This window comes from Spirosoma sp. (assembly GCF_026391055.1).
Classification (GTDB): Bacteria; Bacteroidota; Bacteroidia; order Cytophagales; family Spirosomataceae; genus Spirosoma.
Map to the genome: position 1 here is coordinate 97,656 of NZ_JAPLET010000022.1, position 13,164 is coordinate 110,819.

The window sequence follows — 13,164 nt, forward strand, 5'->3', positions numbered from 1 at the left end:
TCGTCGCCGATGACTGTATCTGGGATAGCGTTGTAACGTTCGTCCCGAATTATGTAAAAACCCTATCGGGTATAGGTAGTTATTTTGTCAGACCAACGGTGGTCTCTTAAACTACATTCAACGCTTATGGAAACGATGCAACACAATCACGGCCACACCGACACTTGCTTTGAATGCGCCGAAGCCTGCGAACGCTGCGTAACGGCTTGCCTGGAAATGGGCGACCAGGATAGTAAAGGTCATGATATGACAGCCTGCATTAAACTCTGCCGAGACTGTGCCGATATCTGCACGCTCTGCGGTCGGTTAGATGCCCGGGGCTCTGAGTTCTCCCGCGATTTTATGGCTTTATGTGCCGAAGTGTGCGAAGCCTGCGCCGAGGAATGCGAAAAACATGCCAGTCACCACGCTCACTGCAAAGCCTGCGCGGAAGCCTGTCGCAAATGTGCGGAGGAGTGCCGGTCGATGTCGGCCAATGCCTGATGAATAGTGCCGAAAAAGCTATGCTGTGCTTTTTCGGCACTATTTCCCAACTATACGTTTATAACCCTACCTGTTTGTATGATCCATCTTCTTCTTACGTTTTATCTCTCGTTCACTGGCTTCGTGAAGCCAGCACCAGTCACCAGCACAGAGATCGGGAAGGGTATTCATCCGTCGGTTGCGATGGATCAACACAGCACGGCTCATATTGTGTACGGCCAGGGCGAGGTTCTTTATTACACAACGTTTCGCACGGGCGAACAGGCGGGGACGACTGTAAAAGTAGATAGCTTGCCGGGTTTGCATCTGGGCGCATCGCGCGGTCCGCAAATAGCCGCAACAGCGCAGTCTGTGGTGATTACGGCCCTCGACAAAGCCGGGAATGTATGGGCGTATTCTCAGCGCCGGGATACAGGACAATGGCAGAAACGCATTCGTGTGAATGACGTACCCGACATCGCCAAAGAAGGGTTTGTTGCCGTAACTGCAGGAGCTGACAATACCTACAATGCCGTTTGGCTTGATCTGCGGGATAACAAACGGAATAAACTGGCCGGGGCTCGCTCAACGGATGGCGGGCGTACCTGGTCTGCCAATACCATATTGTACCAGTCGCCCGATGGGACGATTTGTGAGTGCTGTCAGGTATCGGCCGTGAGCCAGGGAAAGCATGTCGCGTTCATGTTTCGCAATTTCGTGAACGGCTCACGGGATATGTACCTGCTGCAATCGACTAATGGCGGTCAGTCGTTTGGAAAGGCAGATAAACTAGGAGCGGGGACCTGGACACTAAACGCGTGCCCGATGGACGGTGGCGGATTAGCCATCGGACCGGATGGGCAAATTTCGACCGTATGGCGACGGGCCGATAAGCTCTTCACCGCTCATCCCGGACAGCCCGAAATCGAACGGACAACCGGCAAGAACCCGAAGATTGCCGCGACCCTGAAAGGGGAGTACATCGTCTTTCAACAGACTGGCCAGCTTTGGGCGATTATTCCCGGTCAGGCGCAGCCAGTTTCGCTGGGATCGGGTGCTTACGCCAAACTAACCCGATTTGCCAATGACCGGGTGTTGTGCCTGTGGGAACAGGAGGGCACAATCCGGGCGGCACTTATTTAATTACATCAACAACGTTATGAACCGGATTCTTTTCAGTCTTTCCCTTAGTATGCTGGCCGGTATGGTCTATGGCCAGCACCAGCATCATGAGGGCATGGATATGTCGAAACACGAGGGTATGAACATGGACAGTACCAGGGGTGATATGAAAACGCTCAACCACGGACTGACAATGGATGCATCCATGCCCGGCATGACGCATTCTCTATCCCGGAACCTGCCCATGAATCGCAACGGGTCGGGCACGTCCTGGCATCCGGACAACACCCCCATGTATGCCTACATGAGCAAGCCATCGCCCAAAGGCTGGAGCTACATGCTGCATTTACGCCATCTACCTGCGCTATACCGGCCAAAACAGCAACAACGCCGATCGACGCGGCAACGGTCAGCAGTTCGGCGCACCAAACTGGTTCATGGGCATGGCCCAGCGTAAAGTTGGCCAGCGCGGCCTGTTTCAGGTGCGGGCCATGATTTCCCTCGACCCGCTGACGGTAGGCAATGGCGGCTACCCGTTGCTGTTCCAAACCGGCGAAACCTACAAAGGGCAGCCATTGATCGACAAGCAGCACCCGCATGATCTGGTTTCGGAGCTTTCGGTGAGTTACAGCCATGCTCTCAGCAAAGACGTTGACCTGTATGGCTACGTTGGCTACCCTGGCGAACCGGCTCTGGGGCCTCCCGCCTTTATGCACCGGATTTCCTCGTTCAACAATCCCGATGCGCCCTTGAGCCACCATTGGCAGGATGCGACCCATATTCTGTTTGGCGTGGCCACGGCTGGCATTCGGTACAAATGGGCTAAACTGGAGGCATCTACGTTCAAAGGGCGTGAGCCGGATGAGAATCGATATAACTTCGACGCTCCCAAATTTGACAGCTATTCGTACCGGCTATCGGTCAATCCCTCGCCCTCACTGGCGCTCCAGTTCTCGCAGGGGTTTCTGCACAGCCCGGAAGAGGCCCATCCCCAAGAGAACATCACCCGTACAACGGCATCTATTTTGCATAGCAAAGGGCTGGGGCCAGCGAGTTACGTAACCTCGGCCTTCGTGTGGGGGCGTAACAGCCATGACGGCTCGGGTGAGAACTCATATCTGGCCGAAAGCAGCCTTCAGATGAACAAAGCCGCCTTTTATGGTCGGTATGAAAACGTAAGTAAATCGGCCGAAGAACTGAACCTGTTTGGTACTACACTACCAGGCGAGGTTGTCGCAAATCGGGCCTATGTGATCAATAACCTGACACTCGGTATGAATTACCGAATTGCGCAGCAGTTGCGCTCCGATCTGGTATTGGGCGCGCAGGTAACGGCTGGTATGCCTGATAAGTCTTTGCAGACAGTATATGGTAAGATGCCGATTTCCGGACAAATCTATCTTCGCCTGTCGCCAAGCCTGATGACGATGCGGAGTATGAGTCATTCGGGGCAAAAACAAATGAACCACAAAATGAGCATGTAAGAGCCGTTCAAAGGCACCATTTCTATTAAATTTTCGTTTTTAATTCACTATAAACCAAGCTAAACCATGTTACGTAACCTGTTTCTGACCGCCCTGACGTCGATGATGCTTATGGGCACTTTGTTTGCCGGTGTACCAACCCGCGATGACAAAGACAAAGAAGTCAAGATCAAGACATCGGCCATCTGTGGCATGTGCAAAGCCCGTATTGAGCGGAATCTGGCATACGAGAAAGGCGTTAAGGAAGCGGACCTGGACGTGAAGACCAAAGTGGTTACCATCAAATACAACTCAGCCAAAACGGATGTGGCCAAGTTGAAAGCCAACATTAGCAAGACAGGCTACGACGCCGAAGAAGTAGCCGCCGATCAGGCTGGTTATAATAAATTGCCAAGCTGCTGCAAAAAAGATGGTGGCATGGAGCATCAGTAAAAATCAGCATTATCATAAAAAATGCCCGAACCCATCTGGATTCGGGCATTTTTTGTTAAGTAAATACCGGATTATTTATTCGTTGTGTAATCAATATAGATTGTTCGTTTCCCATCTTCAGTTGGTCCGTTGATGGACGCTTTTTTGACGTAGTTCCCTTTTTTATTGATCACTTCTTTGGCCGTCTTCTCATCCGTTGTCGGTTTCCCATTGATGATGTAGGTGACAGACCCCGCCGGATAATCAAACAGGTTGAAGACCACTTTCTGCTTCATGTAGTCAGGCTTGCCACTTCCTGGACCGGGAACATAGTCCATGATTTCTTCACGAGCCGGTTTAATCTGGTTATAGGTAGGAAATGAGACCGGGGTGTTTTTCGACTGCCCGAAAAGAGCAGTGCCGGTACACAGTAGCAGACAGGTTAGAAGGGTGGGAATCAGCTGATAGTTCATTGTAGAGCGTTTATGTTTATGGACCCGCTTCCTTGCCTTTCGGTTGGAAGATGCGAGGAGAAGATGGATATACAGAAAAGAAATTTGTGAATCTTTGTCATGTAGTTTACAAGCCATGTCCCTCCTGATTCGCCTTACAATTGTTGCTCTTGGTATAGTACTCCTCAGTCCGGTTGTTTGCGCACAAACCAGCCGGAAAAAATACGAAAAGTACCCTTATCTGATATATACGCCAAAGGGGTATAGCAAGTCCAGGCGTTCTTTGCCATTAGTTATTTATCTGCATGGAGGCTCACAGAGAGGTCAGGATTTAAACAAACTGAAAACCTACGGTCCCCCTTATTTAGTTGAGCAGGGGCATGACTTTAACTTTATCATTGCTTCTCCCCAGTGTCCGGAAGGGAAATTCTGGTCGACGGATAACTGGTTCGACTCCCTTTATGCCGATTTACTGAAGAAATATCGGATCGATACTCGCCGGGTATACCTGACAGGCATCAGCATGGGTGGCTATGGCGTCTGGCAAACTGCGGTTGCTTATCCGAATACGTTCGCGGCCATTGTGCCCCTTTGCGGTGGATGCGATGATTCGACAAGAATCTGTCGGATAAAGCAAATTCCTGTCTGGACATTTCATGGCACTGCTGACGACCTCATTCCAATTTCTGAAACAGAAAGACTTGTTAGGCGGCTTAATAAATGTGGTGGTCAGGTGAAATTTACCCGATTGGCAAACCAGGGACATGACATTCAATACTTGTATGAAAAAGAAACTGCTATTTATGACTGGCTTTTAAAACAGGTCAATACCAATGTCCGTTAGATTTGCATCGCATGACTTACGAAAACTCACTCACTTTCGCTCAAAAACTCGATCAGTCTGACCCGCTCAGATCGTTTCGGGATCGCTTCCACATTCCCCGGCATAACGACCGGGAGGCAATTTACCTCTGTGGAAACTCGCTGGGGCTGCAACCTAAAACCGCTCGGGCGGCTGTCGAGCAGGAGCTGGCCATCTGGCAAAATCTGGGTGTTGAAGGCTGGTTTGAAGTACCCGAAGGAACGGACCAGCCCTGGTTACGCTACCATGACACCTGCAAAAAGGCACTGGGGGAAATCGTTGGGGCAACACCGGCCGAAGTCTGTCCGATGAACGCGCTGACGGTCAATCTACATTTGCTTTTGGCGTCTTTTTACCGACCCACGGCAAACAAGAATAAGATTCTTACGATCAAAGGCGATTTTCCATCGGACCAGTACGCGCTCGAAACGCATGTGAAGCAGCATGGATTACAGCCATCGGAAGTCATCATCGAAATTGCTCCGCACCCCGACGATCAGCTGATTCATACGACGGATATTCAGAACGCCATTGCCGAACATGCCGATTCGCTGGCCGTGATCTGGATGAGCGGGCTGAATTACTATACCGGTCAGGTATATAACATGGCCGCTATTGCCGAAACGGCCAAACGGCATTGCATTCCGGTTGGTTTTGACCTGGCCCATGCTATTGGTAACGTGCCGCTTCGACTACACGACTGGGGTGTCGATTTTGCTACCTGGTGTTCCTATAAATACCTAAACGGTGGACCCGGAGCGGTGTCTGGTGTATTTGTACACGAGAAGCATCATGAGCAGAATTTGCCTAGATTGGCAGGCTGGTGGGGTTATCGGGAAGATCGTCGGTTCGAAATGACACCAGGTTTTCTTCCTGCGCCCGGTGCCGATGGCTGGCAGATTAGCACGCCCAATATCCTGGCGTTATCGCTGCACCGGGCGGCTATTACCATTACAGCTGAAGCCGGTATCGTTGCGCTCAGGCAGAAAAGCGAACAACTGACGGGGTATCTGGAGTACATCCTCAGCCCATTCACGGACATTCAGATTCTGACGCCCGACGATCCCAACCAGCGCGGCTGCCAACTGTCGCTCCTGGTTCGGAAAAAAGGTCGGGAGTTATTCACCTATTTAACGGAACAAGGCATTATTGGCGACTGGCGCGAACCCGATTGCATCCGGCTGGCTCCAACGCCCTTATACAACACGTTCGAGGAGGTCTGGCGTGTAGGCGAAGCACTAAAGGCCTTTCTGTAGGGCCGCCGTTGCAACATTATAGAAAGCCGATATTCCGTTTGAGCCCTTCAAGCTTGGTTCGCTTCACGGCTGACCGCCGGAAAATCTCCCGGAAAACATCTTCTGTAATTTCTTCCCAATCGGTCTTCGTAAATGAGGCCAAATCGGGATGAGGTTCGAAGGCGGGGGTCTGGTGCGGTCGGGCGAAGCGGTTCCAGGGGCACACATCCTGACAAATGTCGCAGCCGAAGATCCAGTTGTTAAACTGCCCTTTCGCTTCGGTGGGAATGGCCTCTTTTAACTCAATTGTAAAGTACGAAATGCACTTGCTGCCGTCGACAACGTACGGGCCAACAATGGCGTCCGTCGGGCAGGCGTCGATGCAGCGGGTGCAGGTACCACAGTAGTCGGTGATGGGGCCATCGGGTTCCAGTTCGAGGTCGAGAATGAGTTCGCCGATAAAGAAGAACGAGCCGATTTCCCGATTGATCAGGTTGGTGTGTTTGCCTACCCACCCCAGGCCAGCGCGTTTAGCCCAGGCCTTGTCCATAACCGGTGCCGAATCGACAAACGCCCGGCCCCCCACTTCACCAATTTCATCGTGGATATACGTCAGCAAATCCTTTAGCTTGTCTTTGATAACGAAATGATAATCAGTCCCGTAGGCATATTTAGATAGCTTAAGGTCGTCATCGCCTTCGGGCAATTTTTGCTCGGGATAATAATTGAGCAACACCGTTATCACCGATTTGGCATCATCCACCAACAAACGCGGATCAAGTCGTTTATCGAAATGATTGGCCATGTAATTCATCTGGCCGTGCATTCCGTTCTTGAGCCAGGTTTCCAGGCGGGGGGCTTCCTCTTCCAGAAAGTCGGCTTTGGCCACACCACAAAAATCAAAGCCCAGGGCAACAGCCCTTGCTTTAATCAGTTTCGAATAGTGATGAGCAGGTTCATGCATGACAATAAATTTTGTTACTCAGCCAATGAAATCTTCGCTTTCCGATCTTGTCGTACCCGCAATCCGTTGTACGACAAACGGAAAACATAAGCGACCCGAATATAAATCCTGCGATTCATACAAATCACCAGATAGCGATCCGGAAATATGTGTCAACTTGTCATGTAATGCGGTTTTGGTCGGTCTTTTGCCCATCTTTGTCTATGAATTTCTGGAAGAGAAATAGAAGCTCAGTAATGGAAAATAAAGACATTTTGGATGAGCAGGCATCCGGCGATCCGCAACAACCTGACAACCTGACAACTGAAAACGTGACAGAAGAAGAAGCCGTATCGGTAAATGGTGGTGAACCAGCCGAAAGCGAAGCAACTCCGTCGTCAGACGATCTGGTGGCTGAAACCGCAACAGCAGATCGTGGTAAGGCCGGCAGTGAATTGGCCGAACTGAAAGATAAATATCTCCGTTTATACGCTGATTTTGAGAACTTCCGTCGGCGAACGGCCAAGGAAAAACTTGAGTTGATCAGCAACGCCAACGAAGGCGTGTTGAAGGCGCTGATTCCGGTTGTCGACGATTTTGAGCGGGCGATGCAATCCATCGAAAGCACCAATGACGTGGCGGCTCTGAAAGAAGGCGTGTCGCTGATTTACAATAAGTTATTCAAGACACTGGAAGGCAAAGGGCTTAAACCAATGATCTCGAAAGGAGAAACCTTCAACGCCGATCTGCACGAATCCGTTACTCAGTTTCCGGCACCCAGCGATGACCTTAAAGGCAAAGTGATTGACGAAATAGAAAAAGGATACTACCTGAATGATAAAGTCATTCGGTTTGCAAAAGTGATTGTAGGAAGCTAACATAATGATTGAATGATAGAATGACTGAATGATAGAATAGGTTGGCATAGGCTATTCTATCATTCAGTCATTCTATCATTCAGCATTGAAAGATATGGCAACGAAGCGCGACTATTACGAAATATTGGGCGTTGACAAGAACGTCTCGGCGGAGGACCTCAAAAAAGCCTATCGCAAGATGGCGATCAAATACCACCCCGACAAAAATCCGGACGATCCCACCGCCGAAGATAAATTCAAGGAAGCGGCTGAGGCTTATGATGTCCTTAACGACCCGCAGAAAAAAGCCCGGTATGACCAGTTCGGTCATGCAGGAATGGGTGGTGCGGCCGGTGGCGGATATGGTGCCGGTGGCCCAACGATGGAAGACATCTTCAGTCAGTTCGGCGACGTCTTCGGCGACGATTCACCATTTGGCAGCTTCTTCCGGGGTGCTCAGGGTGGGGGTGGTGGTCGGCAGCGCGTTCGGCGCGGTTCTGACCTGCGCATTAAACTGAAGTTGAATCTGCAGGAAGTTGCTAACGGTGTTGAAAAGAAAATCAAGGTCAAGCGGCATGTAACCTGTACCACCTGTGGGGGCAACGGGTCCAAAAATGGAACCGCCGTTCAGACCTGTTCTACCTGTAGCGGAACGGGGCAAACGCGCAAAGTGGTGAACACCATGCTCGGTCAGATGGTATCGACCAGCACCTGCCCAACTTGTAATGGCGAAGGCAAGATCGTAACCGATCGCTGCGATGCCTGCTTTGGCGAGGGCCGCGTGTTGCAGGAAGATGTTATTCCCATTAAAATTCCGGCGGGCGTTGCCGAAGGTATCCAGCTATCGGTGGGCGGCAAAGGTAACGTTCCTCCACGGGGCGGTGTAGCCGGTGACTTGCTGATCGTTATTGAAGAAGAAGAAGATGCAGACCTGAAACGGGATGGCAACAACGTCGTTTTCGACTTGTATGTCAACTTCGTGGATGCCGCCATTGGCACCAGTGTAGAAGTACCCACCATCGACGGGAAGGCCCGGATCACGTTGGAGCCTGGTACGCAAAGTGGTAAAATTCTGCGCCTAAAAGGGAAAGGTATAAAAGAACTGAACGGCTACGGACGTGGCGATGAACTTGTTCATATCAATGTCTGGACTCCTAAAATTCTTTCGGCGGAGGAGCGTTCCATTCTGGAAAAACTGCGTAACTCGCCCAACTTCCAGCCAAGACCCAACAAAAATGAGAAAGGATTCTTTGACAAGATGAAGGATTTTTTTCACGGTTGATTGCTGAAACAGCCTAAAACAGAAAGCCCCGATCTCACAGGACCGGGGCTTTCTGTTTTAGGCTAAGTAGTTATCGGTCAGTCTGTTCAGATAGAACTCTTTGCGTTTACTCATCGTTTGTAAATTAATTTAATAGGGAAGAAGATTCTCTTTTGAAAATAGTTAATGAGCGAATGAAGAATGTACTTCTTCTTGTTCACACTGCTTTCGGAACGCTTCGCCTTATTAATTCGACGCTTAGCCTTCAGGCTGGATGATCTAGTTGTGCTATTTACCAGATTTGTAAAGCCAGCTAAAACAATGAGCAATTAGAAGACAGGATTGGTAAATAGGCCCATTTCTGATTTTCCTATTTTAGGAAGACGGGCTCCTGTAAATACTGATGCCAAAATGAACTTTATTTCTGTTTGTTCAATTGATTTAAACAAACGTTTTAAAGCTTTGTTAAACCAAGGCAGTCGAGTGGGTTGGTACTAAAGGGAGTTGTGCCATAGCATAAGAATGTTTAGACAGTTGTTAGCATTAGAGAGTACAGTTTGTTACCCGATGGGGGAGTACCTGATTGCCCATCTGGCGCTGGAGGAATATCAGGATTTAGCCTCAACTGTGTAAGTTATGCATGAACTGATAGCCACTGGCCTGGGAATTGGTTATATCCGCAAAGGTGGGGGCACTGTAGCCTCCATTGCCTGTTGTGGTGTCTGGTATCTGACTTTGCTGGGTACGGCCCAGCCTGGCGCGGTCCAACCTGCCGGGTATACGGTGTTAATTCCTGTTTTGATTACCAGTCTGTTAACGGCGGTTGGCATCTGGTCGGCAACGGTGGTCGAGCAACAGTGGGGTAAGGACAGCTATCGGGTTGTAATCGATGAGATAGCGGGTATGTGCCTGAGCTTACTGTTTATTCCGATTACGGTTAAAAGTCTCCTGGCGGGTCTGCTGTTGTTTCGCCTGTTCGATATTGGTAAACCCCTTGGTATCCGGAAGCTTGAGAAACTACCCGGAGGCTGGGGCGTCATGCTGGACGATCTATTGGCCGGGCTCTACGCGAATGTTTTACTACGGGTTGCCGTGGCATTGAGTATTATATAAAAGTTATGAGAACGTTCTTTAAAGTTCAGGCAACCTCGATGGTCGCTTCGGGATTTGATTTCCTGACGACAGTTGGTTGTGTTAATTGGTTGAACTGCTGGTATTTAACCGCTAGCGTTATTGGCGCCGTTGGGGGGGGGCTGGTCAATTTTGGTATGTCAAAGTCATGGACATTTACGCAAAGTAACCAACCTGTTGGCCAGCAATTCGGACGGTTTGTGCTTGTCTGGCTGGGTAATACCGGTCTCAATGCCGCCGGTCTTTTCATGGTCACCCATTTTCTGGATGTCCGGTATCTGGTGGCCAAAACGATGGTCGCCATTTTGATAGGCGTGAGTTATAACTATTTTTTTCAGAAAGACTTCGTCTTCAGCCTATCATGAGTCAACCGCTCCGCAACATACTCCGCCACTCTTTTATGCTCCTGAGCGGACTACTGTTTTTGAGTAGTTCAATAACTGTCGCTCAGACGACAACCGTTACCGGGACCATCATTGACGGGCCGACGAACAAGCCGCTGCCCTTCGCCAATATTGTTTTTCCGGGTACAACTATCGGAACCACCAGTGATGAGCGGGGGGTGTATACCTTAACGGCTTCCGGCAACTTCACCAAAGTAGTTATATCTTTTATTGGCTATAAATCGATCACCAAAGTTATCACGCCGGGTACTTCTCAAACAGTGACGGTAAAACTGGAGCCTGATTCGCAACTGTTGAATGAGGTGGTTATCAGGAGTGGCAAACGGGAACGTTACCGCAATAAAAACAATCCGGCAGTCGAGTTGATCCGAAATGTAATCAGCCACAAAGAGCAGAATCAATTAGGGAGTTACGCCTATGCTTCCTACGAAGAATACGACAAACTACAGTTTTCGCTCAGTAGCCTGTCGACCAAAGTAGCCGATCGGAAGATTTTTCAGAAATACCGTTTTCTGCTCAACAATCGGGATACAACCACGTTGCCGGGCAAATCACTGCTGCCCGTTTATCTGGAGGAAAAACTATCGGAACACTATTTACGTAAAAGCCCCTCAACCGATAAGGTTATCATTAAAGGCAACAAACGGGTCGACTTTGGTCAGTATTTCGACAGTAACGGCCTCAGTATCTACCTAAATCGGATGTATTCGAAGGTGGATATTTACGCCAATTCGATATTTCTGATGACCAATCAGTTCCTGAGTCCCATTGCCAACAGTGCCCCTATGTTTTACCAGTATTACCTGGCTGATACGCTGGTGGTTGGCAAAACCAAGCTTGTCGGGTTGAACTTTGTACCCCGAAACACCACGGATATGCTGTTTGAGGGAAAGATGTATATCACGCTTGACAGCAATTTCGCCGTACAGAAGATCAATCTGTCTGTCAATCCCAGAATCAACCTGAACTGGGTGCGTGAGTTGCAGATTCATTTGCAGTTTGAACAACACACGGATGGACGCTATTTCCTGAGCAGAAGCGATTTGCTGGCCGACTTTGGCGTTAATAAAACCAAAGGTGGGGGTATTTTTGGCCAGCGCACGCTCTCGTACCGGAATTACAAAACGGATGAGCCGCAGCCCGCTCCGTTCTACAGCGGTCAGCCGCAGGTAGTTGAAGCGGCAGCTGCCAGCCAACCCGATGAGTTCTGGCGAACGAACCGCCACGATTCGCTCTCCGTCGCCGAATCGAAGGTGTATACCAACATCGACAGTTTAAAACGGATGCCCTCCTTCCGGCGAACCATGGAAGCCCTCACGTTTGTGCTGGCCGGGTATAAATCATTCGGTCCCTTTGAAGTAGGACCGGCCAATACGTTTTACAGCTTCAACCCCATTGAAGGATTTCGGCTGCGCCTGGGCGGACGTACTACCCCGGAGCTAAGTAAACGCTATTACGCAGAAACCTACGCAGCTTATGGCTTTAGAGATCAGCGGTGGAAGTACTTCCTGAGCGGAACCTACTCCATCAATAACAAGTCGATCTACCAGTTTCCGCAGAATTACATCCGGGCGAGTTTTCAGCGGGATACCAAGATTCCTGGTCAGGAGCTTCAGTTTGTTCAGGAAGACAATTTCCTGCTGTCGTTCAAACGTGGTGTAAATGACAGATGGCTGTATAACGACACCTGGCGTATCGACTATGTCCATGAGTTCGAAAACCATTTCTCGTATAGCATCGGGTTTAAAAACTGGCAGCAGGCACCGGCGGGAAGTCTGGAATTTAAACGGATTGGCGATGCAGACAACGCTCCCTCGCCAACGCTTACCACATCCGAATTTTCGGTAGAAGCCCGTTGGGCGCCAAATGAGCAGTTTTTTCAGGGGAAAATTTACCGCGTCCCCATCGTTGGTCGCTATCCGGTATTTACCCTCCGGTATACGGCGGGTATCAAAGGCCTGCTAAACGGTGCTTATAATTACCAGAGCCTGACGGGTATTGCCAGCAAACGATTCTGGGTTTCTCCGCTTGGGTACTCAATGGTGACGCTTCAGGGCGGATATATTCTGGGACAGGTTCCGTTTCCTTTGCTGACGATTCACCGGGCCAACCAAACGTACGCGTATCAGTTAAACTCTTACAACCTGATGAATTTCCTGGAATTTGTTAGTGACCACTACGCCAGCGTTAGTATCGATCATTCGTTCAATGGATTTTTCTTTAATAAAATTCCGTTGTTTAAACGGTTAAAATGGCGGGAGGCCGTATCATTTAAAGCACTCTACGGGGGCTTGCGAAGCGAGAATGATCCACACAAAAATCCATCGCTTTACCAGTTTCCCGTCGATGCTCAGGGAATACCCTATACGTATACGCTCGGTAATACCCCGTATATGGAAGCCAGTGCGGGTATTGCGAATGTGCTGAAATTTTTTCGGATCGACCTGGTCAAACGACTCAATTATTTAGATAACCCAAACGTGTCGTCCTGGGGTATCCGGGCTCGTGCGACGCTTGATTTTTAACCCATTCCGCCTTCA

General features: G+C 49.7%; 14 protein-coding genes. 12 read left to right on the forward strand and 2 right to left on the reverse strand.

The annotated features are described in order from the left end of the window. The first annotated feature begins 126 nt into the window (after positions 1 to 126). The 5 genes from NT073_RS15570 to NT073_RS15585 all read left to right on the forward strand — a co-directional run bounded on the left by NT073_RS15570 (position 127) and on the right by NT073_RS15585 (position 3,500). Positions 127 to 483 (forward strand): four-helix bundle copper-binding protein, encoded by a 357-nt coding sequence (locus tag NT073_RS15570; RefSeq protein WP_297375203.1) that lies wholly within the window; start codon positions 127 to 129, stop codon positions 481 to 483. Between the two features lie 78 nt (positions 484 to 561). Beyond that, entirely contained in the window at positions 562 to 1,605 is a 1,044-nt protein-coding gene (locus tag NT073_RS15575; RefSeq protein WP_297375205.1) for an exo-alpha-sialidase, read from the forward strand. A 16-nt stretch (positions 1,606 to 1,621) separates the two neighbouring features. Continuing rightward, positions 1,622 to 2,041, forward strand: a complete 420-nt coding sequence (locus NT073_RS33385) for a hypothetical protein (RefSeq protein ID WP_366107366.1) — start codon at positions 1,622 to 1,624, stop codon at positions 2,039 to 2,041. Beyond that, positions 2,028 to 3,068 carry a hypothetical protein gene (locus NT073_RS15580; RefSeq protein ID WP_366107367.1) on the forward strand — a complete coding sequence of 347 codons (1,041 nt, stop codon included), beginning with the start codon at positions 2,028 to 2,030 and terminating at the stop codon, positions 3,066 to 3,068. The genes NT073_RS33385 and NT073_RS15580 overlap by 14 nt, the downstream gene beginning before the upstream one ends. A 66-nt stretch (positions 3,069 to 3,134) precedes the next feature. Further along, complete coding sequence (locus tag NT073_RS15585) at positions 3,135 to 3,500, forward strand: heavy metal-associated domain-containing protein (protein ID WP_297375207.1); 366 nt, start codon at positions 3,135 to 3,137, stop codon at positions 3,498 to 3,500. Between the two features lie 71 nt (positions 3,501 to 3,571). Here NT073_RS15585 and NT073_RS15590 read toward each other — a convergent pair whose 3' ends face one another. Next, positions 3,572 to 3,952, reverse strand: a complete 381-nt coding sequence (locus NT073_RS15590) for a hypothetical protein (protein WP_297375209.1) — start codon at positions 3,950 to 3,952, stop codon at positions 3,572 to 3,574. Positions 3,953 to 4,067: 115 nt separating this feature from the next. Here NT073_RS15590 and NT073_RS15595 point away from each other — a divergent pair, with 115 nt between their 5' ends. After that, positions 4,068 to 4,775, forward strand: a complete 708-nt coding sequence (locus tag NT073_RS15595; RefSeq protein ID WP_297375211.1) for a prolyl oligopeptidase family serine peptidase — start codon at positions 4,068 to 4,070, stop codon at positions 4,773 to 4,775. Between the two features lie 11 nt (positions 4,776 to 4,786). Further along, entirely contained in the window at positions 4,787 to 6,049 is a 1,263-nt protein-coding gene (kynU, locus tag NT073_RS15600) for a kynureninase (protein ID WP_297375213.1), read from the forward strand. 16 nt (positions 6,050 to 6,065) lie between these two features. On the opposite strand, the gene queG is transcribed toward kynU, so the two are convergent. Continuing rightward, positions 6,066 to 6,992 carry a tRNA epoxyqueuosine(34) reductase QueG gene (gene queG, locus NT073_RS15605; protein ID WP_297375215.1) on the reverse strand — a complete coding sequence of 309 codons (927 nt, stop codon included), beginning with the start codon at positions 6,990 to 6,992 and terminating at the stop codon, positions 6,066 to 6,068. Between the two features lie 236 nt (positions 6,993 to 7,228). Between queG and NT073_RS15610 the strand changes: the two genes are divergently transcribed. The 5 genes from NT073_RS15610 (at position 7,229) to NT073_RS15630 (ending at position 13,149) form a co-directional block, all read left to right on the forward strand. Next, positions 7,229 to 7,849 (forward strand): nucleotide exchange factor GrpE, encoded by a 621-nt coding sequence (locus NT073_RS15610; RefSeq protein ID WP_297375217.1) that lies wholly within the window; start codon positions 7,229 to 7,231, stop codon positions 7,847 to 7,849. A 94-nt stretch (positions 7,850 to 7,943) separates the two neighbouring features. Further along, complete coding sequence (gene dnaJ, locus NT073_RS15615; RefSeq protein WP_297375219.1) at positions 7,944 to 9,110, forward strand: molecular chaperone DnaJ; 1,167 nt, start codon at positions 7,944 to 7,946, stop codon at positions 9,108 to 9,110. Positions 9,111 to 9,725: 615 nt separating this feature from the next. Next, positions 9,726 to 10,202: a phosphatidylglycerophosphatase A gene (locus tag NT073_RS15620; RefSeq protein ID WP_297375221.1), complete on the forward strand. Its 477-nt coding sequence runs from the start codon at positions 9,726 to 9,728 to the stop codon at positions 10,200 to 10,202. 5 nt (positions 10,203 to 10,207) lie between these two features. Continuing rightward, entirely contained in the window at positions 10,208 to 10,585 is a 378-nt protein-coding gene (locus NT073_RS15625; RefSeq protein ID WP_297375223.1) for a GtrA family protein, read from the forward strand. Further along, positions 10,582 to 13,149, forward strand: coding sequence for a DUF5686 and carboxypeptidase-like regulatory domain-containing protein (locus NT073_RS15630; RefSeq protein ID WP_297375225.1), 2,568 nt, complete (start codon positions 10,582 to 10,584; stop codon positions 13,147 to 13,149). The genes NT073_RS15625 and NT073_RS15630 overlap by 4 nt, the downstream gene beginning before the upstream one ends. Positions 13,150 to 13,164 lie beyond the last annotated feature (15 nt).

Coding starts and splice junctions, on each gene's coding strand:
- NT073_RS15570 (WP_297375203.1), top strand. CDS start 127: ATGGAAACGATGCAACACAATCACGGCCACACCGACACTTGCTTTGAA.
- NT073_RS15575 (WP_297375205.1), top strand. CDS start 562: ATGATCCATCTTCTTCTTACGTTTTATCTCTCGTTCACTGGCTTCGTG.
- NT073_RS33385 (WP_366107366.1), top strand. CDS start 1,622: ATGAACCGGATTCTTTTCAGTCTTTCCCTTAGTATGCTGGCCGGTATG.
- NT073_RS15580 (WP_366107367.1), top strand. CDS start 2,028: ATGGCCCAGCGTAAAGTTGGCCAGCGCGGCCTGTTTCAGGTGCGGGCC.
- NT073_RS15585 (WP_297375207.1), top strand. CDS start 3,135: ATGTTACGTAACCTGTTTCTGACCGCCCTGACGTCGATGATGCTTATG.
- NT073_RS15590 (WP_297375209.1), bottom strand. CDS start 3,952: ATGAACTATCAGCTGATTCCCACCCTTCTAACCTGTCTGCTACTGTGT.
- NT073_RS15595 (WP_297375211.1), top strand. CDS start 4,068: ATGTCCCTCCTGATTCGCCTTACAATTGTTGCTCTTGGTATAGTACTC.
- kynU (WP_297375213.1), top strand. CDS start 4,787: ATGACTTACGAAAACTCACTCACTTTCGCTCAAAAACTCGATCAGTCT.
- queG (WP_297375215.1), bottom strand. CDS start 6,992: ATGCATGAACCTGCTCATCACTATTCGAAACTGATTAAAGCAAGGGCT.
- NT073_RS15610 (WP_297375217.1), top strand. CDS start 7,229: ATGGAAAATAAAGACATTTTGGATGAGCAGGCATCCGGCGATCCGCAA.
- dnaJ (WP_297375219.1), top strand. CDS start 7,944: ATGGCAACGAAGCGCGACTATTACGAAATATTGGGCGTTGACAAGAAC.
- NT073_RS15620 (WP_297375221.1), top strand. CDS start 9,726: ATGCATGAACTGATAGCCACTGGCCTGGGAATTGGTTATATCCGCAAA.
- NT073_RS15625 (WP_297375223.1), top strand. CDS start 10,208: ATGAGAACGTTCTTTAAAGTTCAGGCAACCTCGATGGTCGCTTCGGGA.
- NT073_RS15630 (WP_297375225.1), top strand. CDS start 10,582: ATGAGTCAACCGCTCCGCAACATACTCCGCCACTCTTTTATGCTCCTG.